At 62.6% G+C, this 23,760-nt stretch carries 14 protein-coding genes and 1 riboswitch; of the genes, 4 read left to right on the top strand and 10 right to left on the bottom strand.

Annotated elements, in window-relative coordinates; all coding sequences use genetic code 11:
• Positions 1-88: 88 nt before the first annotated feature.
• From DOM27_RS09590 to DOM27_RS09605, 4 genes are all read right to left on the bottom strand, one after another.
• Positions 89-1,954, bottom strand: coding sequence for a TonB-dependent receptor domain-containing protein (locus DOM27_RS09590; RefSeq protein WP_188113703.1), 1,866 nt, complete (start codon positions 1,952-1,954; stop codon positions 89-91).
• Positions 1,955-2,076: 122 nt separating this feature from the next.
• Positions 2,077-2,323: riboswitch (cobalamin riboswitch) on the bottom strand.
• An 87-nt stretch (positions 2,324-2,410) separates the two neighbouring features.
• Positions 2,411-3,295 carry an OmpA/MotB family protein gene (locus tag DOM27_RS09595; RefSeq protein WP_110655787.1) on the bottom strand — a complete coding sequence of 295 codons (885 nt, stop codon included), beginning with the start codon at positions 3,293-3,295 and terminating at the stop codon, positions 2,411-2,413.
• Entirely contained in the window at positions 3,292-4,110 is an 819-nt protein-coding gene (locus DOM27_RS09600; RefSeq protein WP_110655788.1) for a motility protein A, read from the bottom strand. Before DOM27_RS09600 ends, DOM27_RS09595 begins: the two co-directional genes overlap by 4 nt.
• Before the next feature lie 156 nt (positions 4,111-4,266).
• Positions 4,267-5,082 carry a glycerophosphodiester phosphodiesterase family protein gene (locus DOM27_RS09605; RefSeq protein WP_245392662.1) on the bottom strand — a complete coding sequence of 272 codons (816 nt, stop codon included), beginning with the start codon at positions 5,080-5,082 and terminating at the stop codon, positions 4,267-4,269.
• A gap of 364 nt (positions 5,083-5,446) precedes the next feature.
• Between DOM27_RS09605 and DOM27_RS09610 the strand changes: the two genes are divergently transcribed.
• From DOM27_RS09610 to DOM27_RS09625, 4 genes are all read left to right on the top strand, one after another.
• The gene (locus tag DOM27_RS09610; RefSeq protein ID WP_157956745.1) at positions 5,447-6,022 is read left to right on the top strand and encodes a hypothetical protein; all 576 of its coding nucleotides are present in this window, start codon (positions 5,447-5,449) and stop codon (positions 6,020-6,022) included.
• Between the two features lie 161 nt (positions 6,023-6,183).
• Positions 6,184-7,161: an NADPH:quinone reductase gene (locus tag DOM27_RS09615; RefSeq protein ID WP_110655790.1), complete on the top strand. Its 978-nt coding sequence runs from the start codon at positions 6,184-6,186 to the stop codon at positions 7,159-7,161.
• Between the two features lie 114 nt (positions 7,162-7,275).
• Positions 7,276-9,105: an SLC13 family permease gene (locus tag DOM27_RS09620; protein ID WP_110655791.1), complete on the top strand. Its 1,830-nt coding sequence runs from the start codon at positions 7,276-7,278 to the stop codon at positions 9,103-9,105.
• 181 nt (positions 9,106-9,286) lie between these two features.
• Entirely contained in the window at positions 9,287-9,898 is a 612-nt protein-coding gene (locus tag DOM27_RS09625) for a septal ring lytic transglycosylase RlpA family protein (RefSeq protein ID WP_110655792.1), read from the top strand.
• Positions 9,899-9,975: 77 nt separating this feature from the next.
• Here the strand turns inward: DOM27_RS09625 and DOM27_RS09630 are convergent, their stop codons facing one another.
• From DOM27_RS09630 to betB, 6 genes are all read right to left on the bottom strand, one after another.
• Positions 9,976-12,444 carry an acyl-CoA dehydrogenase gene (locus DOM27_RS09630; RefSeq protein ID WP_110655793.1) on the bottom strand — a complete coding sequence of 823 codons (2,469 nt, stop codon included), beginning with the start codon at positions 12,442-12,444 and terminating at the stop codon, positions 9,976-9,978.
• A gap of 139 nt (positions 12,445-12,583) precedes the next feature.
• Positions 12,584-15,688 (bottom strand): efflux RND transporter permease subunit, encoded by a 3,105-nt coding sequence (locus DOM27_RS09635; RefSeq protein WP_110655794.1) that lies wholly within the window; start codon positions 15,686-15,688, stop codon positions 12,584-12,586.
• Positions 15,685-18,849 (bottom strand): multidrug efflux RND transporter permease subunit, encoded by a 3,165-nt coding sequence (locus tag DOM27_RS09640; RefSeq protein WP_110655795.1) that lies wholly within the window; start codon positions 18,847-18,849, stop codon positions 15,685-15,687. Before DOM27_RS09640 ends, DOM27_RS09635 begins: the two co-directional genes overlap by 4 nt.
• On the bottom strand, positions 18,846-20,132 hold the full coding sequence (locus DOM27_RS09645) for an efflux RND transporter periplasmic adaptor subunit (protein WP_110655796.1): 1,287 nt from the start codon (positions 20,130-20,132) through the stop codon (positions 18,846-18,848). Before DOM27_RS09645 ends, DOM27_RS09640 begins: the two co-directional genes overlap by 4 nt.
• 325 nt (positions 20,133-20,457) lie before the next feature.
• Positions 20,458-22,146 (bottom strand): choline dehydrogenase, encoded by a 1,689-nt coding sequence (gene betA, locus DOM27_RS09650; protein ID WP_110655797.1) that lies wholly within the window; start codon positions 22,144-22,146, stop codon positions 20,458-20,460.
• Positions 22,147-22,272: 126 nt separating this feature from the next.
• Positions 22,273-23,742, bottom strand: a complete 1,470-nt coding sequence (gene betB / locus DOM27_RS09655) for a betaine-aldehyde dehydrogenase (RefSeq protein ID WP_110655798.1) — start codon at positions 23,740-23,742, stop codon at positions 22,273-22,275.
• Positions 23,743-23,760 lie beyond the last annotated feature (18 nt).

Below are 23,760 nucleotides of genomic sequence, written 5' to 3' on the forward strand. Positions count from 1 at the left end.
TGCTAGCGTCGAAAACCGATAACGCCTCTCCATCCACGGGGTGACCAGGCGTTGTCGGTCGTCTCGAATCGCAGTTCTCGTTTATGACCTAGAAGCGGAGTTTCACGCCGCCTTCGAGATAGCGATCCCGGGTGTTGTAGCCATCGGCCAACTGATAATCCTTGTCGAACGCGTTCTCGAGCTTTGCCGACAGCTCGACGGTCGGCGTCACCTGCCAGGCGGTGCGCAGGTCGACGACGCCGTAGCCGGCGGTGGTGGTATCGCCATATGGGAAAGAGAACTGCGTATCACGACGGTCGCCAGCAGCACGCAGCGTGGTACCGACGGACCAGGCGGCGAGCGTGTAGTCGGCATCGATACGACCGAACGTCCTGGCGCGGCGCTTGAGGCGATCACCGGTATCGCGATCCTCGGGATCCTGATAGGTCAGGCTGGCTCGCAGCGCGAGGCCATCCTGATGCCAGCCACCGCTCAGTTCGACGCCGCGGATGCGTGACTCATCCACGTTGTAGGGAATGTAGGTCAATGAATCGTAGCTGATCAGGTCGTCGATTCGGCTCTCGAAGGCGGTGACTCGTGCGTCCCATGGGCCGCGATTCAGCGCCCAGAAGGCTTCCAGTGTCTTCGAAGTTTCGGCATCGAGATCCGGGTTGGTGCCGTAGGGGCCGTAAAGATCGATCAGATTGGGCGCCTTGAAGGCGGTGCCATAGCTCACGCCGATCCGCTGGAACTCGGTCAGGTGGTAGGCATAACCCAGGTTGCCGGTAGTCTCTTCGCCGAAGCGTGAGTCGTCATCGTAGCGTAGCGATCCCGTCACTTCGTGGGCGCCGTACCGACGCTGAACCATGGCGTACAGGCCGTAGTTCTCGCGGCTGTCCTTCTGGTACTGCGAGCCGTAGGCGTAATCGTCGTAATCGAGTCGTTCTTCGCGATAGTCGACGCCCAGTACATCGACGCCGTGGGTCCGCGTGAAACGGTGCTGCAGGCCGAGTTCGTTGCGGTGGGATTCGGTCCGGCTATTACGGCTGCCGTCGTAGCGTTCCTCGCGTTGCTCGTCGAAATGCCCGGCCGTGAGGATCATGTCCCAGTCGGTGTCGAGTGCCACATCGAGCTGCCCACCGAAGGTCTGAAGATACCCCTTGGTTCGGCAGTCCTGGGATGCGCCCAGGGCGCCGACGGGGTAACAATTGTCGTAATCGGTATCGAAGTTCTGGCGCAGGGCATTGAAGCTGAGGTCGACTCGATCACCGAAACGATGGGAAAGGCCCAGCTGGCCGCCGCTGCGCTCGAAGCCATCGCGTTCACCGCTGGTGTCGGCTTCGGTCGCATTGAAGCCATCGCCGTCACGGCGGAAAAGACTGGCGTTGAGGCGGGTATCAGCATCCCCCGTGGAGACGAACAGGTTCTGCTTGTTGGTGCTGTTTTCCCCGGCCCTGAGGTCGAGCAACGCATGAGTGCCCTCGCTGCCACGGCGAGTGAATATCTGGATCACGCCGCCAATGGCATCCGCGCCGTAGGCGGCGGCACGCGGGCCACGCACGATTTCGATGCGATCGATCGCCTCCGGGGGCAGAAATTCCAGGCTGGCACCGCCGCTGGTCGCCGAGTTGACACGCACGCCGTCGACCAGCACGACGCTGTGATCGGATTCACTACCGCGCATGAACAGGCTGGTGAGACTGCCCGGTGCACCGGTCTGAGCGATTTCGATCCCCGCGCGGCCCTGCAACAGTTCGATCACGCTGTCTGCCTGACTACGTTCGATCTCGGCGCGATCGATGATGGTGGTACTGGCCAGCACATCGGCCTGGGATTGAGGCAGGCGATTGGCCGTCACCTGGACGTTGTCGAGTTGTTGCTGACCGTCGGCCCGTTGCTGGGCCTGAGCCGATAGCGAAGCCATGGCCACGGCGAGCGCGACGCCCGAGGCGATGGCTTTTTTATGGTAATGCATGCGATGTGATCCCCAACTGCGTACTGAACGAAGACGCAATGGGAGGACGACGTGACGAAGCCCGCCGCGGACGTCAGAGAGTCCGGGCAGGGGTGCCGCCACTGGATGAGCCCTCCGCATCAACCAGTGAAGAGAAACGTGCCGGTCTCCGGACTCTCGCGCGATGGCTTTGAACCATCCGACACACACGCCTTCCCATGGCGACGAACGTTCCCTTGAAGCGTTGTCCGTCGTCTCACAGTGGCTGGATGGCCTGGCGGCACATCCGGTGGTGTCTTAGGAAATGTCGTGTTCCTAACGCGATTACCGTTGCGGGGGCAGTTCAGGGTTCCCACCTGATTCCCGTGCACACGTCTCTCGACGCGCCGGATTGTCGCAGCTTCCTATCGACAAGTGAATTCCGGACAAGTGAATTCCGCGCAAAGGAATCGGGTGGCTGTGGAGCCGGCCGCATCCTCACGGCGCCGACGAGTTCGGCTCCTGCAACACCAGTTCCACTCGGCGGTTGCTGGCGCGTCCGGCCGGGGTGTGATTGCTGACCAGCGGGTGGGTCGAGGCATACCCGATCGCGCGCAGCCGCCCGCCGTCGATACCGGCCAGGCGCAGAACACGAACGACCGCCGAGGCCCGCGCCGCTGACAGTTCCCAGTTGGAAGGGAAGCGAGAGGTCGAAATCGGAACGCTATCGGTGTGCCCCTCGACCGAAATCGTGCCATGGAAGTCCTGCAGCATCGGGATCAGCTTCTCGACCAGTTCTCGTCCATTATCGCTTAGCCCGACGGCGCTACTGTCGAAGAGCAGGTGGTCCTGTATGCGAAGGTTGAGGCCGTGAGGAATCGCCGTGACTTCGACGCCATCGATCCGAGGCAGCGCGGGTGCGGCTTTTTCGTCAGACACGACATCAGGTAGGTCGAACAACGGCACGCTGAACGCCATTGAAGCGGCGACGAGGCTCTCGGTGGGTAGTGGCTGAACCGATGCGGGCGAATAGAAGCCGATGTCGCTCGCTAGCGGCGCTGGGGTTAGCCGACGCGGTGGACGATAGAACTCGCCGATGCTGATGGCGGGCAAGACCATCGGCGCTGCCAGATGCGGTTTCTCCGCCGGAATATGCAGCGGCAGCGCGGTGACGACCGGTGTATCGACAGTGTCGTGACTGGCCAGCTGACCGCCATACAGCGCCAGCATCAGCACGAAGAACGTGATCAGCAGCATGAGCATGTCGAGATAGCTCATCAGCCACGAATCGCTCTCGCTGCTGCGTCCGGCATCGTCGAAGGGGCCGTCGTCGAACAGCAGATCGGAGAAGGGGCCGCCGGGGGAGATTGCGGCCTGACTCATGCGGATTCGGCCGAGGTGTCGGCCGGCTGTGGCTGTCTGACGTCGCGCATTTCATCGCGATGCTCGGCACGATAGGTATTCAGGGCCTCCTCGATGAACGCTGGCAGACGTCGTTTGCTGACCATCATCACGCCTTCCAGAATCAGCGTCATGGTCATCAATCGCGCTTCGGTACGACGCTCGAGTTTGACCGCGATCGGCTTGAACAGCAGGTTGGCCAGCAGAATGCCATAGAACGTCGACATCAGCGCCACGGCCAGACGCGGGCCGATCACCGCCAGATCTCCGGCCTGGATCACCTCGAGCATGTTGATCAACCCGACCAGGGTGCCGAGCATGCCGAACGCCGGTGCGTAGACGGCCATGGTGCGCAGGATCTGCGCCTCGGTTCGCTCCCTGGCTTTGACCCGTACCATCCGCCAGCGCAGCATCTCGCGAATTTCCTCCTCGCGAGTGTTGGCGATCACCATCTGCATGCCAGTGCGTAGAAACGGGTTGGTGGTGCTATTCAGCGCACCTTCAATCGCGCGGATATTGCCTCGACTCCAGTGGCGCGACATTTCGATCAATTGCTCGAGATCACTCTCCAATTCGCTGGCCTGGGGTTCGCGTCGGAACACCACCGCGATCTGCCGGCACAGGCGTTGCATCTCCTGCAGCGGGTAGCTGATGAAGCTCGCCGCCAGCGTGCCGGTCAGCACGATCGCCAACCCCGGTAGATTGAAGAAGCTGCTGGGGGCCTGGGCGGTAAACAGCACGACGGTCGCCAGTAACAAAGCACTGGCGATGATGCCGATGAGCGTAGAAGGATTCATGAACGGCTCGCAACCTGGGAACGGGCATGGCGCCCATCTTAAGCCCGAGGGCTTGCCGTCAAAGGGTCTAAATGGCGGGTCTATCAGTCGCTTATTGTCGAAGGATGTGCATTGATGGAGGGCGCTCAAGGTCCGAGGGCAGGGTGCGAGCCGGCATCAGACGCTTTCCGTGACCCGCCGCCGCGTCGATACTTCCTCGGCATGGACCACGAAACGGGTCGGGTCATCGCTGATCACGCCGTCGACGCCCCAGTCCCAGAGCTTCTCGAACGTCACCGGATCATTGGCGGTGTAGCAGAACAGCTTGATCTCCTCATCGGCGATCTCCTGGACTCGCTTGATCTTCATCTTGCGCCAGTCGAGATGCAGACTGTAGGCCGCGAGACGTTCGGTTTCCTGCCACCAGCGCTTGGGTACCTTGTCGTCGAGCACGCCGAGACGCAGTCGATCTGGGTCGGATTCCAGTGCTCGCGCGGCGGTCAGCGCATGACGATCGAACGAGGAGACGATCAGCTTGTCGGCCGGCAGCGCCTCCAGCGTTGGCGGCAGCGCAGCCTGGACGAGTTCGATGGCGTTGCGACCCCGGCAGACCTTGAGCTCCAGATTGAGACCCATGCCCAGCCGCTGAATCAGTGCCAGCATCGCCTCGAGCGTCGCCATGGTTTCGCCCCGATACTGGGCACCGAACCAGCTACCGGCGTCCAGTTTGGCGGCACTTTCGGCGTTGAGCTTGAACAGCTTGCCACGCCCGTCGGAGCAGCGCTTGAGCCCAGCGTCGTGCCAGATCACGGGCGTACCGTCCCCGAGCAACTGAACGTCGAGTTCGACCCAATCGCAACCGGCATCATGTGCGGCCTGAACCGCTGCCAGCGTGTTTTCCGGGGCCCGCGCGGAAAGACCGCGGTGGGCGATGTAGCGGGGCATGGCGTTATCGACGTGGTCGGCGCTGGCGGCGGGGCGCGGCTGGGTCATGCGTTCGGGATCTCCGTCGAACGCCGGGGGCGGCGTTCATGGCTTTCAGGATCAAAAAAATGAGTATGGATCGGTGGCTACCGCCACCGAAGCACTGACCTTCGGTCACCGTGTGTATGGCGTCAAGGCGAATCCTTGCCAAGCCAAGCTTGAATCTCGTCACTGCCGGTGCGAAGTGTAATCGATCGACGTTACATATAGGTGATGCGATCACCGATTCGAGAGTCTCTATGGCCGTCGGAGGTGTTTTTGGGGTTGAGGTGCGGAGAGAGTAGCCGCTGGCTGATTATGCTAGGCTGCGCGGCTTATTACACCGGCCCGAAGCCGCCGGCAGCGCGCCAAAAGGCAACCAGTCAGGAGAAGCATGATGAAGGTCGTCCATGTCAGAAACCCTGAAACCCGCGAGGCATGTCTTGCCAAGCTTTGCGCCAGTGTCTACGGGCAACAAGCCGGTTTGGCTCCCTTGGTGATGTTCGCCGGCACGCAGGGCGTGCTGTTCGAACAGGAGGCGGCAAGGCTGTTCGCGCTGACCGAAGACGACGGCGCGATCCTGTGTCTGGCGCTGATCTCGTCCGATGTCGATGGCGGGACCATGGAGATGGGGATGTTGTCGACCCCGGAAGGCAAGGGCAACACCCGGCATAGCCGACATCTCGTCAAGACGCTGGCGGAGAAGGCACCGCTGCGGGTGACGGCGTCCGACGAGGCCGGCGAGACATTCTTCCGGGGTTGCGGTATCGAACGCTGGATCGAAGGCGAGGATGGTCTGCGTATTGGCCTGGGACCGCTGCACCCGTCACCGGTCAACGGCGTGCTGCCCAGCATGGTGCGCTTTAACGCCGATGGCATCGTGCGCACCTTCAAGCAGGAGCCGGAGACCTTCGAGGATTACAAGACGCGTTTCGTCGCTGCGCTGGAGCGCTACGCGGACATCCTGTGATTCCCGACCCGGTGCCTGCCGGGTGCGTCATCGGATTCGACGGTTACCCGGCGTACGCGGTAACTGATCCGCACCGTTTCTGATCCGTGCCGCACTTGACCCGTCTCGGGAATGGCGCTTGGATGGCAGACCGAGAGTCATCAGCCCACTAAGGAAATGTCATGGCCAAGCGCATTCAGTTCGCCCGCACCGGCGGCCCGGAGGTTCTCGAGACCGTCGAGTTCGAACCTGCCGCGCCCAAGGCGGGGGAAGTCAGAGTCAAGAACCACGCCATCGGTCTCAACTTCATCGATATCTACTTTCGGACCGGGCTCTATCCGGCTCCGTCCATGCCGTCCGGCCTGGGTACCGAAGGAGCTGGCGTAGTCGATGCCGTTGGCGAGGGCGTGACCCATCTCGAGGAAGGGGATCGCGTGGCCTACGCCCAGGGGCCGCTGGGTTCCTACTCGGAATTCCACGTGTTGCCGGCGGATAAGGTGGTCGAGCTGCCGGAGGATATTCCCTTCGAAACCGCGGCGGCCGCGATGCTCAAGGGTTTGACCACACAGTATCTGTTGCGTCAGACGTTCCCGCTGGAAGGCGGCGAAACCATTCTTTTCCACGCCGCTGCCGGCGGTGTCGGTTCGATCGCCTGTCAGTGGGCCAAGGCCCTGGGCGTCAAGGTGATCGGCACGGTCGGCTCTGCCGAAAAGGCCGAGCTGGCAATGAAAAATGGTGCCTGGGCAACGATCAATTACCGCGAGGAGAACGTGGTCGAACGCGTTCGCGAGCTGACCGACGGCGCGATGGTCCCCGTCGTCTACGACTCGGTGGGCAAGGATACCTGGCTTACCTCCCTGGACTGCCTGGCGCCGCGTGGCCTGATGGTCAGCTTCGGCAATTCGTCCGGTGCCGTCGAAGGTGTCAACGTGGGCGTTCTCAATCAGAAGGGTTCGCTCTATCTGACGCGTCCCAGTCTCAACGGCTACGCCGACACTCGCGAGCGATTCGAGGAGATGTGTCTCGATCTGTTCGACATGCTCGAAAGCGGCAAGGTCAATATCGATATCGCGCAGCGTTTCAAGCTCGCAGAGGCCGGCAAGGCGCAGGAAGCGCTGGCGTCTCGTCGGACCACCGGGTCGACGATTCTCGTCCCGTAACCCTCATGCAATTCATTGTCGTATGATACCCAAGCCGGCATCGCGATAGCGCGTCGCCGGCTTTTTCTGTCATGGCGGGCGTCATTCGCACTCATTCGCACAAGGAGCGTGTCGATGCAGGATGCAACCTGGGTATTCCTGATACTGGCAGTGACGCTAGTCGCCTTCGTCTGGGGGCGGTTTCGCTATGATCTCGTCGCCATGGCGGCGCTGCTGAGCTGCGTCCTGCTGGGGGTGGTGCCCGCGGACGACGCTTTCTCCGGCTTCGGCCATCCGGCCGTGATCACGGTGGCGGCGGTTCTCGTGCTCAGTCGCGGCTTCGAGCATGCTGGCGTGGTCGACTGGATCGCGGAAAAGGCGCTCAAGGCGGGTAGCCAGCCGATCTGGCAGCTACTGGTGCTGACGACGACCGTGATTCTCATGTCGGCGATCATGAACAACGTCGGCGCGCTGGCACTGTTGTTGCCGGTCGCGGTGCGGGTCGCCCGCCAACACGGGACCTCGCCCTCTATTCTGCTGATGCCGCTGGCCTTTGGCTCTCTGCTGGGCGGGTTGATCACGCTGATTGGCACGCCGCCCAATATCATCATCAGCGCCTTTCGAGCCAGTCAGGGAGAGGGCGCCTTCCGCATGTTCGACTTCGCCCCCGTAGGTGCCGGTGTGGCGCTGGTCGGGCTGCTCTTCATGGTGCTGGTGGGACGAAAGCTGACGCCGCAGCGACAAGGGCAAGCCTCTGCCGACGAGCTGTTCGAGACCTCGGCCTATCTCAGCGAGCTGACGGTCGGGGAGTCGTCCAAGGCTGTGGGATGGACGCTGCGCGAACTGCGAGAGGTCTGTGACGAGCCGGTGCCGATTCTGGGCATCATCAGGGATGAAAAACAGCACTCCGGGCATCGATTCTTCGGTCCGCTGCAAGCGGGCGATATCCTGCTGCTCGAAGCGGGGCCCGACGATCTCAAGCAGTTGGAAGACAAGGGCGGATTGACCCTCGGCGCCCAATCCCGGGATGACGAGACGGCCGGTGACGAGGCGCTCGAAAACGAGGGCGAAGCGAAGCCCGCCAGAACGCCCAAGCTCGATACCGATGATCTGCAGTTGGTTGAGGCCGTGGTACGCACCGATTCGATGATGATCCGGCGCACCGTGACGCATTTGCGACTGCTCAACCAGCACGGGTTGCACCTGGTGGCGGTTTCACGTGACGGCTCGCGGCTGAAACAGCGTCTTCGCGAGGTCCGCTTCCAGCCGGGTGACGTGCTGCTGCTGCAGGGCGACGAGAACGGCCTCAGCGATAGCCTTTCGGCGCTGGGCTGCCTGCCGCTGGCCAGCCGCAAGCTGTCGCTGGGTAAGCCTCGTCAACTGTTGCTGTCGGTAGCGATCTTTGCGGTGGCGATTGCCGCCATGATGTTCGATCTATTGCCGGCCGCGATCGCTTTGTCGCTGGCGGCACTGATCACGCTGGCATCTGGCGTGCTACCGTTGCGCGAGGGCTATGACGCTATCGAGGGGCCGGTGATCGTGCTGTTGGCCGCGATGCTGCCGGTTGGCCAGGCACTGGAGACCAGCGGCGGCGCGCAGATGGTCGCCGATGGCATGATGACGCTGGGCAATGGCTGGCCGCCGGTGATCACGCTGGTGGCACTGTTCGTGATCACCCTGCTGCTTTCCAACGTGATCAACAATGCCGCCGCGGCACTGCTGATGGCACCGATCGCCGCCAATCTCGCCAGTGGCCTGGATGTCTCTCTCGATCCGTTTCTGATGGCTGTGGCGGTCAGCGCTTCCTGCGCGTTCCTGACGCCGATCGGGCATCAATCGAACACGTTGGTGATGGGGCCGGGCGGCTATCACTTCCGGGATTACTGGAAGCTGGGTCTGCCGCTGTCGCTCATCGTGATCGCAACCGCCATTCCCTTGATTTTACTTATTTGGCCGCTATCGTGAGCCGATCATCGATTATCGTTGTCTAATTTCGATGACTTGTCTGATCTCGATGACGGCGCCTGCTCGTTCTGTCTGGGTTCTGTGCGGTGGCACGTGTCGATGCCGGATCGGAAATGGCCTATAGGGCCTGTAGCCTCTAGAACTTATAGCTAGAGCTTATAGAAAGTGCCAGGTAACCACGATGACATCAGCGTTCACTGACGACACACCCTTGTGGCCGCGGCGGCGAGTGTTTCAAAGGCGGCGGCCGCCAAAGTGCCTGCTGGCCGTCGCCATCGCTTCCATCCTGCTGGCGGGTTGTGCCTCGACTCATCATCCGCAGGGCTGGGAGTCGACCTCGTCGCCCCGGCCTGTCGCAACGGCAGCCAAGCCTGGCGCTAAGCCCGGCAAAAAAGACCCGGGCAGAAAAGAACCCGGGGCCAAGGGCAGGGCATCGGGACCGACCTCCGATCAGGAAGCCGGCGCGTCCGCACGAGCGCAGGCAGATGCCCCGAAGGGCAAGAAGCGTCTGGGCGAGGCAACCTACTATGCGTCCTATTTCGAAGGGCGATTAACGGCGAGCGGAGAGCCCTACGACAGCCGGGCAATGACGGCCGCGCACAAGACCTTGCCATTTGGTACCAAAGTCCAGGTGACCGCGCTGGATTCCGGCGAAACCGCAGTGGTGCGTATCAATGATCGTGGGCCATTCGTCGAGGGTCGGATCATCGATCTGTCCAGAAAAGCGGCGGAACAGCTCGGAATGGTTCATGATGGCGCCGCCGCAGTGCAACTGCAGGTGCTGGGTCAGTAACGGCAACCTGAAAAGCCGAAGCCCCCGTCTNNAGACGGGGGCTTCGGGGCGATACCGGTGAAATTCCTCGAACGATGCTAAGCGGTGGCCTTGCCCTCGGTCGTTGCCGATTCTTCCACTGCCTTGCGGGTGACGAAGGCATCGAACGCGAAGTCATCGACCGTCAGCATTTCCAGCACTTCGGCTTCGTGAGCGCGCATGAATGCGGCATCTTCATCGCTCAACAATCCGGTTTCGTGTGCCGCATCGATCCACTGTTCAGGATGCAGCGCGACCTCGGGCAGCGCCTTCTTGCCCCGCGCCTTGTTGAGAGTGCGGTAAATCGCTTCGGCACGTTCGGCGTTGGCGAGCAGAGCGTTGTAGCGCGCCAGCGCGTTGTCCTTCTGACCCTCTTCCCAGGTATCCCAGGTATTGCGGGTCAATTTGTGACGCAGTGCACTGTCGGTGGAGATCGCCTTGGCGATTTCGCGGGTCAGCGTGTCCTGCGGCTTGTGCCAGCGACGTCCCACCGGCTGGGTCACGAACGACAGCGTCATGCCTAGCGCGCGATTGGGCAGGTTGTCGAACAGATCCGTCATGGCTTGCTCGGCGCGATTCAGCAGCAACTGACAGCTGTAATGAAACAGCGCGGCTTCATTGTCGACCCGGTCCGTCTCGTGCCACTGCTTGAGCACCATCGACAACAGATACAGATTCGACAGCACATCGCCAAGGCGCGCCGAGATCATCTCTCGCTGCTTGAGCTTGGAGCCGAGGCTCGCCATGGCCGCATCCGCACACAGGCTGAAAGCAGAAGAGAGGCGTGCGGCATCCTGCGCATAGGGGGCGGCGACGGCATCGAACGGCACGCCCGGTTTGCCCAGTCCCAGCGCCTGGGTAAAGGCGCGGGCGCCGTTGCCGAAGATCAACCCGATATGGCGGAAGAACAGGCGGTCGAAGGCGTCGAAATCGTCGGCATCCTTGGCCGCCAGTTCGTCGAGAACGTAGGGATGGCAGCGGATCGCGCCCTGACCGAAGATCATCAGGTTGCGCGTCATGATATTGGCGCCCTCGACGGTGATCGATACCGGGTTGGCGCTGTAGCCGATGCCGAGATAGTTTCGCGGCCCCAGCGTCACCGTGCGGCCGCCATGGACATCCATGGCGTCGGCCAGCACGTCACGCTGGAACTCGGTCAACTGACTTTTGAGAATCGCCGACGGTACTGCCGGTTTGACACCGTGATCGATGGTGTTGGCGGTCTGAATGACCGCCGCCTGCGAGATATAGGCTTTGGCGGCGATGCGCGCCAGTGGTTCCTGCACGCCTTCCATGTCCGCCACGGCGATATTGAACTGGCGCCGGATGCGAGTGAAGCCGCCGCTCCAGCCCACCGCGTAGCGACCGATCCCCGCAGCGCCCGACGGCAGCGTGATACAGCGACCGACCGAGAGACACTCGACCAGCATGCGCCAGCCTTGGCCGGCCATGTCGAGTCCGCCGATCAGGTAATCAAGGGGAATGAACACGTCCTTGCCACGAATCGGCCCGTTCATGAAAGGACTGCCGATTGGATGGTGTCGGCGGCCGATCTGCAATCCCTCGGTCTCGCGGGGAATCAGTGCGCAGCTGATGCCGATATCGCTTTCGCCGCGTTCCAGCAGGTTGTCCGGGTCGAACATGCGGAAAGCGAGACCCACCACGGTGGCGATAGGCGCCAGCGTGATCCAGCGTTTGTCGAACGTCAGCTTGAGCCCCAGCACTTCTTCGCCATCATGGATGCCACGACAGACGATACCGACGTCCGGAATCGAAGTGGCGTCGCTGCCGGCGCGCGGGCCGGTCAGTGCGAAGCAGGGGATCTCGCGGCCGTCGGCAAGACGCGGCAGGTAATGATCCTTCTGCGCTTCGGTGCCGTATTTCAACAGCAGCTCGCCTGGGCCGAGGGAGTTGGGCACGCCAACGGTGCTCATCAGCGTCTCGTTGAAGGCAAGTTTCTGCAGCACCGCAGACTGCGCTTTGGCGGAAAAGCCTAGGCCGCCGTAGGCCTTGGGAATGATCATCCCGAAGAAGCGCTCATTCTTCAGGTAGGTCCAGAGCGCTTCGGGCATGTCGGCACGTTCGCGGGCGATCTCCCACGCGTTGCACATGCCGGCGGCGACAGAGCACTGGTGGTCGACGAACGCCTGCTCCTCTTCGCTCAGCCCCGGGTTATCAAAGTCGAGCAGCCTCTGCCAGTTGGGGCGGCCACTGAAAAGCTCGCCGTCCCAGGCCACGGTGCCGGCATCCAGCGCGACGCGTTCGGTTTCGGAGACGCGCGGGGCGATTTTCTTGAACAGCGCGAACAGCCTTGGTGACAACCACAAGCGGCGGATCGGCTTGAGACCACAGACGGCCACGCCGATCGCCGCAATCAGCAGCAACGTGCCGATCACTTCGGCATCCAGCGCCAGCCCGGCGATACCCAGTATCGCCAGCACGGCGATTGCCGCAAGCGCGCCGGCTTCACGACGCATGACGACCAGACAGCCAACGACGGCCAGGACGATGAGCAGCAGTGTGATCATGATGGACTCCGAGAGGAAACGAAATTCAGACGAGCGTTTGAATTTGATTTCCAGACTAGCGGATCCCGCGACGGCTGACTAGAGGACCTCAACTTATCCTTTTGGCTAGCGCCGATTTCAGGGCGCCGTATCCGGCACCCTACGCCTCGTTGCCCTGGAGCGAGGCTATCTGTCTTGGCCGCAGCCGACGGTGCAACCTGTCGAGATAGAGATAGACCACCGGCGTGGTGTAGAGCGTCAATATCTGGCTGATGATCAAGCCGCCGATGATGGTGATCCCCAGCGGCGCCCGCAGGCCGGCGTTTTCGTCGGTGCCGATCAACAGCGGCAGGGCGCCGAGCAGTGCCGCCAGGGTGGTCATCATGATCGGTCGGAAGCGTACCAGTGCGGCGTGACGAATCGCTTCCTGCGGCGACATGCCCTGATCGCGTTCACAGACCACGGCGAAGTCGACCAGCATGATGGCGTTTTTCTTGACCACGCCGATCAGCAGGATGATGCCGATCAGCGCGATCAGCGTGAACGGCGTATCCAGCAGCATCAGAGCCAGCAGTGCGCCGACACCGGCGGAGGGCAGCGTCGACAGAATCGTCAGTGGGTGAATGTAGCTCTCGTAGAGTATCCCCAGCACCAGGTAGACCGTGATCAATGCGGCGAGGATCAGCCACGGCATCGCTTCGATGCCGCTCTGGAAGGTGCCGGCACTACCTTCGAAATCGACCTGTACCGACGTCGGCAGATGGAGTTCGTCGACCGCCTGGCGAATGCGCGCGGTGGCATCGCCCAACGAGACGCCGTCCTCGAGATTGAACGAGATCGTCGAGGCCGCGAACTGGCCCTGATGGTTGACGGTGACCGGCGTGGTGCTGCGCTCGACGTGGCTGAACGCCGAAATGGGGATCATCTCGCCGTCGCTTCCGCTGACGTAGAGGTCGCTGATGGCATCGGGTGCCTGACGATAGGGCGCGCCCACCTCCATCACCACATAGCGCTGCTCGTCGGCATCGTAGAGACTTACCACCTTGCGCTGGGCGAAAGCGTTTCCCAGGACGGTGTCGATGGTGCGCATGTCGATGCCCAGGCGGGAGGCGGTATCTCTATCCACCACCAGCCTGGCGGCCAGGCCATCGCCACGATTGTCACTATCGACGCCGGTAATGCCGTCGACCTGCTGCATCGCCTGCTGGACCTGGCTGGCACCGTCGTCAAGCAGATCGAGATTGTCGCTTTTCAGTGTGATCTCGTATTGCGAGGCGCTGCTGGAGCGTCCGCCGACGCGAATGTCCTGTAGCGGAAACATGAACGTACTGACCCCGGTCAGCCCCTGCAGGTTGGCGGTCAGGCGGTTGCCGATCGATTGCGTCGAGCCCTGGCGACCCGGCTTCAGAGTGATGAACAGCGTCGCTGAGGAGCCGCCGCGGCCCGGCCCGCCGCTGCCCATGAAGCCCAAAACGCTGTCGACGGCAGGATCGGTCAGCAATCGCTCGCGAACCTGACCGAGCTTCTCCGATACGGCCTCGAACGACAATGACTGATCGCCGCGCATGGTGCCCAGCAGGCGGCCGGTATCCTGATCCGGAATGAACCCTTTGTCGACGGCAGTATAGAGATAGCCATTGAGTACGATCACCGCCACCAGCGATAGCAGGGTGAGACGGCGATGCGCCAGCGCGATGTCGAGGGTGCGCGCATAGCCACGCAGAAACCAGCTCCCGAACGTGGCCAAACCGCGCTCCCAGGCGGGTTGCCGCTCCCGTCGGGCATGCGGTTTGAGCCAGCGCGCGCAGAGCATTGGCGTCAGTGTCAGCGAGACCAGCAACGACACGCCGATCGCCAGCGACAGCGTGACCGCGAATTCGTGGAACATTCGGCCGATGAAGCCGCCCAGCAGTAGCAGGGGAATGAACACCGCCACCAGCGACACGCTCATCGCGGTCACCGTGAAGCCGACTTCCTTGGCGCCGAGTAGCGCGGCCTGGAACGGCTTCACGCCCTGTTCGATATGGCGGGCGATATTTTCGACCACCACGATGGCGTCGTCGACCAGAAAGCCGATCGACACGATCAGCGCCATCAGCGACAGCGTATCGAGCGAAAAGTCGAACACCCACATCATTGCGAAGGTACCCACCAGCGACACCGGTATCACGACGCTGGGGATGATCGTGGCACGGGCATTGCGCAGAAACAGGAACACCACCAGTACGACCAGCACCACCGCCAATAGCAGCGTCAGCTGGGTTTCATGCAGCGACGCTTGAATGCCGGGCGCACGGTCGAGCTGAACGCTGAGGTTGACGTTCTGCGGCAGCAGGCTCTTCACCTCACCAAGACGTTCGCGTACGCCGGCGATGGTATCGATGATGTTGGCACCGCTGGCGCTGCTGATCACCAGCAGCACGGCGGGTAGCTCGTTCTGGAAGCCGACGTTGTAGCGGTCTTCCACACCGTCGGTGATGGTTGCCACGTCACCCAGTCGCATCAGCGAGCCGTCGTCGCCGCGAGCGATCACGATCTGGCTGTAGCCGCTTGCTTTCAACAGTTGGGAATCGGTCTGCACTTCCCAGCGGTGGTCGATGGTCTGCACGAAGCCGGTCGGCGACTGCGTCGTGGCAGCGCGCAGCGCACCGGCGACCGCATCGAGAGTGATGCCGGCGTGGTTGAGCTTGCGCGGATCGATCGAGACGCGTACCGCCGGCGACGAGCTGCCGCCGACGTTGACATCGCCGACACCCGGCACCTGCGCGATCGGCGGGGCGATCTTGCTGTCGGCGAGCTGATAGAGCTCGCTGGTGGGAATGGAGTCGGAGGTCAGCGACATGATCATCACCGGCGCCGATGCCGGATTCAGCTTGCGATAGTGAGGACGGCTGGTCATGGCGCTGGGTAGCAGCGGCTGGGCATCATTGATGGCAGCCTGCACCTCCTGGGCGGCCACGTTGATGTCCTTGTCGAGATCGAACTGGATGATCACTCGGGTGGAGCCGTCCGAGCTCGACGACGTCATCTGGGTGATACCTGGAATCCGCCCCAGCGAGCGCTCCAGCGGTGTCGCCACCGTTGACGCCATGGTCTCCGGATTGGCCCCGCTGAGGCTCGCCGACACCATGATGGTCGGGAACGACACATTGGGCAGCGGCGCCACCGGCAGCCGATCGTAGGCGAGCGACCCCAGCAACACGATGGCCAGTGCCAGCAGGATCGTCGCGATCGGTCGGCGAACGAAGGGCGACGACAGACTCACGGCTTGGCCTCGACCGAGCTGCCGTCATGATCGTCGTCACGACCGGCTTCGTCATCGCGACGGCGGCGTGCAGCCAGTCGATTCCAGCGTGACGCCAGGCGATCGAAAAACAGATAGATAACCGGCGTTGTGAACAGCGTCAGTAGCTGGCTGAACAGCAGTCCGCCGACCATGGTGATACCCAGCGGCTGGCGAAGCTCGGCGCCGTAACCGCTGGCGAACATCAGCGGCAGCGCGCCCAGCAGCGCTGCGAACGTGGTCATCATGATCGGTCGGAAACGCAGCAGCGCCGCGGTGTGAATCGCCTTTGCCGCCGACATGCCGCGCTCGCGCTGCGCCTCCAGCGCGAAGTCGATCATCATGATGGCGTTCTTCTTGACGATGCCGATCAGCAGGATGATGCCGATGATTGCCACCAGCCCCAGCGAGTAGCCACTGATCTGCAGTGCCAGCAGCGCACCGATGGCCGCGGAGGGCAGCGTCGAGAGAATCGTCAGCGGGTGGATATAGCTCTCGTAGAGAATGCCCAGCACGATGTACATGGTGACGATGGCGGCGAGGATCAGCCACAGCGTATCGCTGGTGGAATTGGTATACGCCAGTGCCGACCCGCGATAGTCGAGCGTGGTCTGGTCGCTCAGCGTTTCTCCCGCCGCCCGGTCGACCGCATCGAAGGCGTCCGACAGCGAGTAGCCGTCGGCCACGGCGAACGACATCAAGGCCGACGGAAACTGATTCTGACGCTGCAGCGATAGCGGCGTGGTGCGCTCGGTCAGCGTGACCAGCGTCGACAGCGGCACCAGCTCGTCGTCGTCATTGCTCACGTAGAGACGCGACAGCGCCGCCGGGCCGTCATCGTTGCCCGCATTGGCGGCAAGCACGACTCGATACTGGCTGGCCTGGGTGAAGATGGTCGAAATCAGGCGCTGGCCGAAGGCATCGTAGAGCGCATCGTCGATATCCGCGACGCTGATCCCGAGGCGCCCCGCGCGTGCACGGTCGATGGTGACCTCGAGCTTGCGTCCCTCGTTCTGCACGTCGCTGCTGACGCTGGCGATGGCTGGCGAGCGTTTGAGCGCCTCCATCAGTTTATCGGCATCGGCGTTCAATGCCTCGCGATCGCCCTGAGTCAGCGAGAACTGATAGGGGTACCGGCTGATGGTGTCTTCCAGCGTCAGATCCTGCACCGGCTGTAGCGCCAGAGTCAGGCCGGGAATGTCGTGGCTGGCGTCACGCAGGCGCGTCAGCACGCTGTTCAGGTCGCCGCGCTCGTCCAGCGACTTGAGGTTGATCGAGATGCGGCCGCCATTGAGGGTGGTATTGGTACCGTCGATGCCCACGCTCGAGGAAATGCTCTCGACGTCGGGATCCTCGAGCAGACGATCGACGAGCTGCTGTTGGCGAGCGGACATTGCCTCGAACGACGTCGACTGCGTGGCGGTCGTGGTGCCGCGAATGACGCCGGTATCCTGCACCGGAAACAATCCTTTGGGCGTGGCGAGAAACAGCAGCGCGGTGACCCCGAGAGTGGCGACCGCGACCAGCAGCGTCAGTGTCTGGTGGCCCAGAATCCAGTCCAGCGCGCGTTCGTAGCCACGCGTCACGCGCCCGAACAGCCCCTGGCGATTGCGTACCATCGTCTCGTCATCGGCTTCTGCATCGCTATCGTCTGCGGCCTCCGGGCGATGCTTCAGCCAGCGCGCACAGAGCATGGGGGTCAGCGTCAACGACACGAAAGCGGAGATCACGATCGAGATCGCCAGGGTCAACGCGAACTGGCGGAACAGTACGCCGACCACGCCGCTCATGAAGACCAGCGGTATCAGCACCGCCAGCAACGAGATCGTCAGCGACAGAATGGTGAACGCGATCTGGCGGGAGCCCTTGAGCGCGGCGGCCATCGGCTTTTCACCTTTCTCGATGTAACGGGTGATGTTCTCCAGCACCACGATGGCATCGTCGATGACGAAGCCGGTGGCGATGGTCAGCGCCATCAGGGTCAGGTTGTTGAGGCTGAAGCCCGCCAAATACATCGCGCCGAAGGTGCCTACCAGCGACAGTGGCACCGCCAGACTGGGGATCAGCGTGGCCGGAATGTTGCGCAGGAACAGGAAGGTCACCATCACCACCAGAGCGATGGCGAGGATCAGCTCGAACTGCACGTCTTCCACTGCGGCGCGGATGGTAGTGGTGCGGTCGGTGAGAACCTTGACGTCGACACCGGCCGGTAGCGTGTTCTCCAGCGCCGGTAGGTTCTGCTTGATGGTGTCGGCCACGCCCACGACGTTGGCGCCGGGCTGACGCAGTACGTCGATCAGAATGGCGCCCTGGCGGTTGGCCCAGGCCGAGAGATTGGCGTTCTCGGCGCCATCCTCGACGCTGGCCACATCGGACAGGCGCAGCACCGAGCCGTTGTCGTTCTTGAGAATCAGAGCGCGATAGCCGCTCGCCGACAGCAGTTGATCGTTGGTATCGATGCTGTAGGCGCGGTAGGGGCCATACAGCGTGCCCTTGGCCTGATTGACGTTGGCCGCGTCGACGGCGCTGCGAACTGCCGCGAGATCGAGCCCATGAGCCGCGAGCTGGCGTGAGTCGACCGAAATGCGTACGGCCGGCTGATGACCGCCGGCCAGCTTGACCTGGCCCACGCCGCTGATCTGCGCGATCTTCTGAGCCATGCGGGTATCGACCAGATCGTAGACCTGGGTCAACGGCAACGTATCCGAGCTGACCGCCAGCGTCATGATCGGAGTATCGGCCGGGTTGACCTTGCTGTAGCTGGGCGGGCGGGGTAGATCGTCGGGTAACAGCGTTTCGGCCTGACTCAGCGCGGCCTGGACTTCCTGCTCGGCGACGCCCATGTCCGAATCGAGCGAGAAGCGCAGCGTGATCAGCGAGGCGCCGCCGGTACTGGTCGAACTCATGTCCTCCAGCCCCGAGATCTCGCCGAGTTCGTCTTCCAGCGGCGAAGTGACGTGAGAGAGCATCACGTCGGGGCCGGCCCCGGGGTAGAGCGTGGTGACCTGGATGGTCGGAAAATCCACCTCTGGCAGCGACGAGATCGTCAGCAGCCGGTACGCCAGTGCGCCCGCTATCAGGATCGCCAGCATCACCAGTGACGTGGCGACTGGGCGCAGGATGAAGAGGCGAGACGGGTTCATGAGGCGCTGCCGCGATTCGCACCGTTATCGCTGGGCCGCTTTGCCGCGTCACCGCTGGTCTGGTTCTCGGCGTCACCGCCGGCCGGGTCGGCGACCTCGTCGCTGGACTCTCCCGGCAGGGCATCGCTGACCACGCGTACCTTGGCGCCCTCGCGCAGGCTGTCGACACCGTCGACCACCACGCGCTCTCCGGCCTCGACGCCTGACGAGAGCGCGCTCTGGGAGTTCTGGGTCGCCACCAGCGTGACGTCACGACGGGTGACGGTATTATCGTCCTTGACCACGTAGACGTAGTTGCCGTTCTGGCCGGTCTGCACCGCGGGTTCGGGCACGATGACCTGATCGCGAAGAACCTGCGAGACCAGGCTGACATCGACGTAGGCGTTGGGATAGAGGCCACCGTCCGGATTGTCGAAAGTGGCTCTCAGCCGGATCGTGCCGGTAGCGCTGTTGATGTTGCTGTCGATGCTGCCGAGCCGACCCGAATAGGTTTCGCCGTCGGTCCCGGTGACACTGACCTGAGGGCGATCGCCATCGGTCAGGCGACCCCTGACGGTATCGACGTAGCGGCTAGGCAGCGAGAAGATCACCGAGATCGGATTGAGCTGGGTAATGGTAACGATGGGGTCGTCGTCGCCGAGCTGGATGATGTTGCCGGGATCGACGTTGCGGATCCCGGCCACGCCGGTGATCGGTGCGATGATATCGGTATAGTCGAGCTGTACCTGCGCGCTCTGGACGCCGGCCTGATCGCCGGATACGGCGCCCTGGTACTGGCGCACCAGTTGACGCTGCTGCTCCAGTTCCTGCCGCGAGACGTAGTTGGTCTTGATCAGCTTCTCGTAGCGCGCCAGATCTTCACGGGCCGATGCCAATTGGGCCTGATCCTGGGCCAACTGCCCCTTGGCTTGATCCAGTTGAGCCTGATAGTCGCGCGGATCGACCTGGGCAAGCGACTGGCCTTTCTTGACCGTTTCGCCTTCCTCGAAATTGACCGACAGTAGTTGGCCTTCGACGCGCGGGCGCACCGCGACGCTCGAAAGCGGGCGCACCGTGCCCAGCGCGGTCAGTTCGATCGGCAGATCCCCCAGGCTGGCGGCGACGGCAGAGATAGCCGTCGCCGGCGGCGCGCCGCCGGCTTGCCCCTTGGCGGCATCGTTCGTTTCCGAATCGTCACTTCGACCGAACACGTAGTAGGCGAGAGCGGCCGCGACAACGATCGGCAACAGCAGCCAGAGCCAGCGCAGTCGACGGGCGCGAGACGACGAAGGAGAAGAAGACATGACGTAGAACGTTCCTTGTACTGGCTTTGCGACGATCGTGGTACACGAGTCGAACGAGCGTAAAGTCTTACCGGCGTAAAATCGTGACTAGCGTAAAGAGGAAACCAGTGTAAAGGAACACTGTTCGCACAATGCGCAATTAGCGCACAAATATTCGCATCAGGTGGAGAGCAGGCATAGGGGGGAGCGACGGCGTGGTGCAAGACTGGCCTACATTCACTGACCGCCAGACACCAAAAAGCCCGGCCAACGGCGCCGGGCTAACGAAGCATCGTGAAACGGCGAGTGACAAAAGCGCTCTGTGTTCAGCGGCCTGACCTCCGCTTCAGGCGCTCTTGGCCGGTGCCTGGCGCGCCGGTGCGCCGTTGGCGACGTAGTAAGGCGCCTCGGAGGTTGGCAGAGGATCTCGGCCCCGAACACGGTCGGCGAGTTTCTCGGCGATCATGATGGTGGTGGCGTTGAGATTGCCGGTCACGATCTGCGGCATGATAGACGCATCGATGACGCGCAGACCTTCGATGCCGTGAACGCGACCTTCCTGATCGACCACTGCATCGTCGTCACTTCCCATACGGCACGTGCCACAGGGGTGGTACGCGGTTTCGGCATGCTCGCGGACGAACGCGTCGAGCTGCTCGTCGGTTTTCACGTTCGGTCCCGGTGAAATCTCTCGGCCGCGGTAGGCATCCATCGCCGGCTGATCGATGATTTCCCGGGTCAGGCGAATGGCCGCGCGGAACTCCTGCCAATCGCGTTCGGTGGACATGTAGTTGAACAGGATGCTGGGTGCGCTGCGCGGATTCTTGTCGCGCAGTTGAACGCGGCCGCGGCTTTCGGAGCGCATCGAACCGACGTGGGCCTGAAAACCGTGGGCCTGAACCGCGCTCTTGCCGTTGTAGCTGATCGCGATCGGCAGGAAGTGGTACTGGAGGTTGGGCCACGGTTCACTGTCGTCGCTGCGGATGAATCCGCCGGCCTCGAACTGGTTGCTGGCGCCGATACCCTTGCCCAGGAACATCCACTCCGCGCCGATCTGGGGCTGGTTGTACCACTTCAACGACGGATACAGCGAGATCGGCTCCTTGCACTCGTACTGTATATACATCTCCAGGTGATCCTGCAGGTTCTCGCCGACGCCCTTGAGGTCGTGCACGACGGGAATGCCCAGCGATTCCAGCAACGCCGGGTTGCCCACGCCGGAACGCTGCAGAATCTGAGGCGAGGCGATCGCGCCGCCACACAGCAGTACTTCACGTCGAACCAGAGCCTGACGCGGCTGGCTCTTGTGGAGATAGTTGACCCCAACGGCGCGCTGATCCTCGAACAGGATGCGATCGGTGGTCGCATGGGTGACGATGGTCAGGTTCTCGCGCTGCTTGGCAATGTCCAGGTAGCCGCGCCCCGTGGCGGAGCGGCGCCCGTTGGGCGTCGTCGTCCGGTCCATCGGCCCAAAGCCTTCCTGCTGGTAGCCGTTGAGATCATCGGTCCGCGGATAACCGGCTTCGACGCCAGCGTCAATGAACGCCTGATAGAGCGGATTGTTGTCCGCCTTGGGCGTCGCAACGCTTAGCGGGCCATCGCCGCCGTGATAGTCGTTGGGGCCGATATCGCGGGTTTCCGCCTTGCGATAGTAGGGCAGGCAGTCGAGATAGCCCCAGTTTTCGAGGCCCGGATGCTTGGCCCAGTTATCTAGGTCCAGCGCGTTGCCGCGGATATAACACATGCCATTGATCAACGAGGAACCGCCCAAGCCCTTGCCACGGCCGCACTCCATGCGTCGATTGTCCATGTGCGGCTCCGGGTCGGTCTCGAACGCCCAGTTATAGCGTTTACCCTGCAACGGGTAGGCCAGTGCCGCCGGCATCTGGGTGCGGAAATCGGCACGGTAATCGGGGCCGCCGGCTTCCAGCAGCAGCACGCTGACCGACGGATCCTCGGTCAGACGCGTGGCGAGCACGTTACCCGCTGAACCCGCGCCAATGATGATGTAGTCGAATTCTTGAGCCTGTTGCATACACACGCTCCTTTTATAATCAAAGAGATGAGAGGGGGAGACAGGCGCGCGCCCGGCTGGACGATAGAGTCCGGCCGAACGCAGCCCGTTCTATGCCAGCAAACCGATTGCCAGCAAACCGATTCGTTAGAACACCGATTCGAAGGGCCCCATCTCGACCTGCACCGATTTCGTCTGGGTATAGTGTGCCAGCGTTTCGACGCCGTTTTCGCGACCGATGCCCGACTGCTTATAGCCGCCGACCGGCATTTCGGCAGGGGAGTCGCCCCAGGTATTGATCCAGCAGATACCGGCTTCGATCTGATGAATGACGCGGTGAGCGCGATTGAGCCCTTCGGTGAAGAGGCCCGCGGCCAGGCCGTACTCGGTATCGTTGGCGCGGCGGATGACCTCGTCTTCGTCGTCGAAAGCCAGAATCGCCATGATCGGACCAAAGATCTCTTCTCGGACAATTCGCATGTCGTCTTCGCAATCGGTATAGGCCGTGGGAGCGACCCACGCGCCCTTGGCAAACTCGCCGTCGGTCATGCGATTGCCCCCGACGAGCAGGCGCGCGCCGTCCTGCTTGGCGATCTCCAGGTAGCTGGCGACTTTCTCCAGGTGCTCGAAGCTGACCAGCGGGCCGAAGTTGGTGGCGGGATCCAGCGGATCGCCGGCCTTGATGCGGTTGACGCGCTCGACGATCTTGGCCTCGAAGGCCTCCTTGACCGAACGATGCACGAACACGCGGGTGCCATTGGTGCAGACCTGGCCGCTGGAATAGAAGTTGGCCATCATCGCACCGTCGGCGGCGCGATCGAGATCGGCGTCCTCGAACACGATCAGCGGCGACTTACCGCCAAGCTCCATGGTGACGTCCTTGAGCGTGGAACCGGCCGCGGCGGACATCACCTTCTTGCCGGTGCCCACTTCGCCGGTAAAGGTGATCTTGGCGAGGCCGGGATGCTCGGTGAGCATCGCGCCGACGCTGCCGTCGCCCTGAACGACGTTGAACACGCCATCGGGAAGTCCGGCTTCGGTGAAGATCTCTGCCAATCTCATCACGGTCAGCGGGGTGACCTCGCTCGGCTTGAAGACCACAGCGTTGCCGGCGGCCAAGGCCGGGGCCGCTTTCCAGCAAGCGATCTGGATCGGATAGTTCCACGCGCCGATGGCGCCGATGACACCCAGCGGTTCACGTCGGGTATAGACGAACGAGTCTTCGCGGAGCGGAATCTGCGTGCCCTCGATGGCGGGTGCCAGCCCCGCGAAATATTCGAGTGCGTCCGCGCCGGTCACGATGTCGACGCCAGTCGTTTCGCTGAGCGGCTTGCCGGTGTTCAGTGTTTCCAGCTCGGCCAGTTCGTCATTGCGTTCTCGCAGCAGCGCGACGGCCTTGAGCAGAATGCGCGAACGCTCCATGCCGGTCATCGTCGCCCACTGGCGCTGGCCGCGCTGGGCGCTTTCGATCGCCTTGTCGACATCGGCAGCGGTTGCCTGCTGGACGCTGGCGATGACTTCGCCGTTGGCCGGGTTGACCGCGTCGAAGGTCTGATCGCCGCTGGCTGGGGTGCGGCGGCCGTCGATGTAAAGTGTCTGTGTCTCGAGTCGTGCCATGTGACTCTCCCTTCGAGT

It is taken from the genome of Salinicola halimionae (assembly GCF_003206065.1).
In the GTDB taxonomy this organism is placed as follows: Bacteria; Pseudomonadota; Gammaproteobacteria; order Pseudomonadales; family Halomonadaceae; genus Salinicola; species Salinicola halimionae.

What these genes read in the sequence shown, in the direction of transcription:
- DOM27_RS09590 (WP_188113703.1), bottom strand. Translation starts at nt 1,954, where the DNA reads ATGCATTACCATAAAAAAGCCATCGCCTCGGGCGTCGCGCTCGCCGTG.
- DOM27_RS09595 (WP_110655787.1), bottom strand. Translation starts at nt 3,295, where the DNA reads ATGAGTCAGGCCGCAATCTCCCCCGGCGGCCCCTTCTCCGATCTGCTG.
- DOM27_RS09600 (WP_110655788.1), bottom strand. Translation starts at nt 4,110, where the DNA reads ATGAATCCTTCTACGCTCATCGGCATCATCGCCAGTGCTTTGTTACTG.
- DOM27_RS09605 (WP_245392662.1), bottom strand. Translation starts at nt 5,082, where the DNA reads ATGACCCAGCCGCGCCCCGCCGCCAGCGCCGACCACGTCGATAACGCC.
- DOM27_RS09610 (WP_157956745.1), top strand. Translation starts at nt 5,447, where the DNA reads ATGATGAAGGTCGTCCATGTCAGAAACCCTGAAACCCGCGAGGCATGT.
- DOM27_RS09615 (WP_110655790.1), top strand. Translation starts at nt 6,184, where the DNA reads ATGGCCAAGCGCATTCAGTTCGCCCGCACCGGCGGCCCGGAGGTTCTC.
- DOM27_RS09620 (WP_110655791.1), top strand. Translation starts at nt 7,276, where the DNA reads ATGCAGGATGCAACCTGGGTATTCCTGATACTGGCAGTGACGCTAGTC.
- DOM27_RS09625 (WP_110655792.1), top strand. Translation starts at nt 9,287, where the DNA reads ATGACATCAGCGTTCACTGACGACACACCCTTGTGGCCGCGGCGGCGA.
- DOM27_RS09630 (WP_110655793.1), bottom strand. Translation starts at nt 12,444, where the DNA reads ATGATCACACTGCTGCTCATCGTCCTGGCCGTCGTTGGCTGTCTGGTC.
- DOM27_RS09640 (WP_110655795.1), bottom strand. Translation starts at nt 18,849, where the DNA reads ATGAACCCGTCTCGCCTCTTCATCCTGCGCCCAGTCGCCACGTCACTG.
- DOM27_RS09645 (WP_110655796.1), bottom strand. Translation starts at nt 20,132, where the DNA reads ATGTCTTCTTCTCCTTCGTCGTCTCGCGCCCGTCGACTGCGCTGGCTC.
- betA (WP_110655797.1), bottom strand. Translation starts at nt 22,146, where the DNA reads ATGCAACAGGCTCAAGAATTCGACTACATCATCATTGGCGCGGGTTCA.
- betB (WP_110655798.1), bottom strand. Translation starts at nt 23,742, where the DNA reads ATGGCACGACTCGAGACACAGACACTTTACATCGACGGCCGCCGCACC.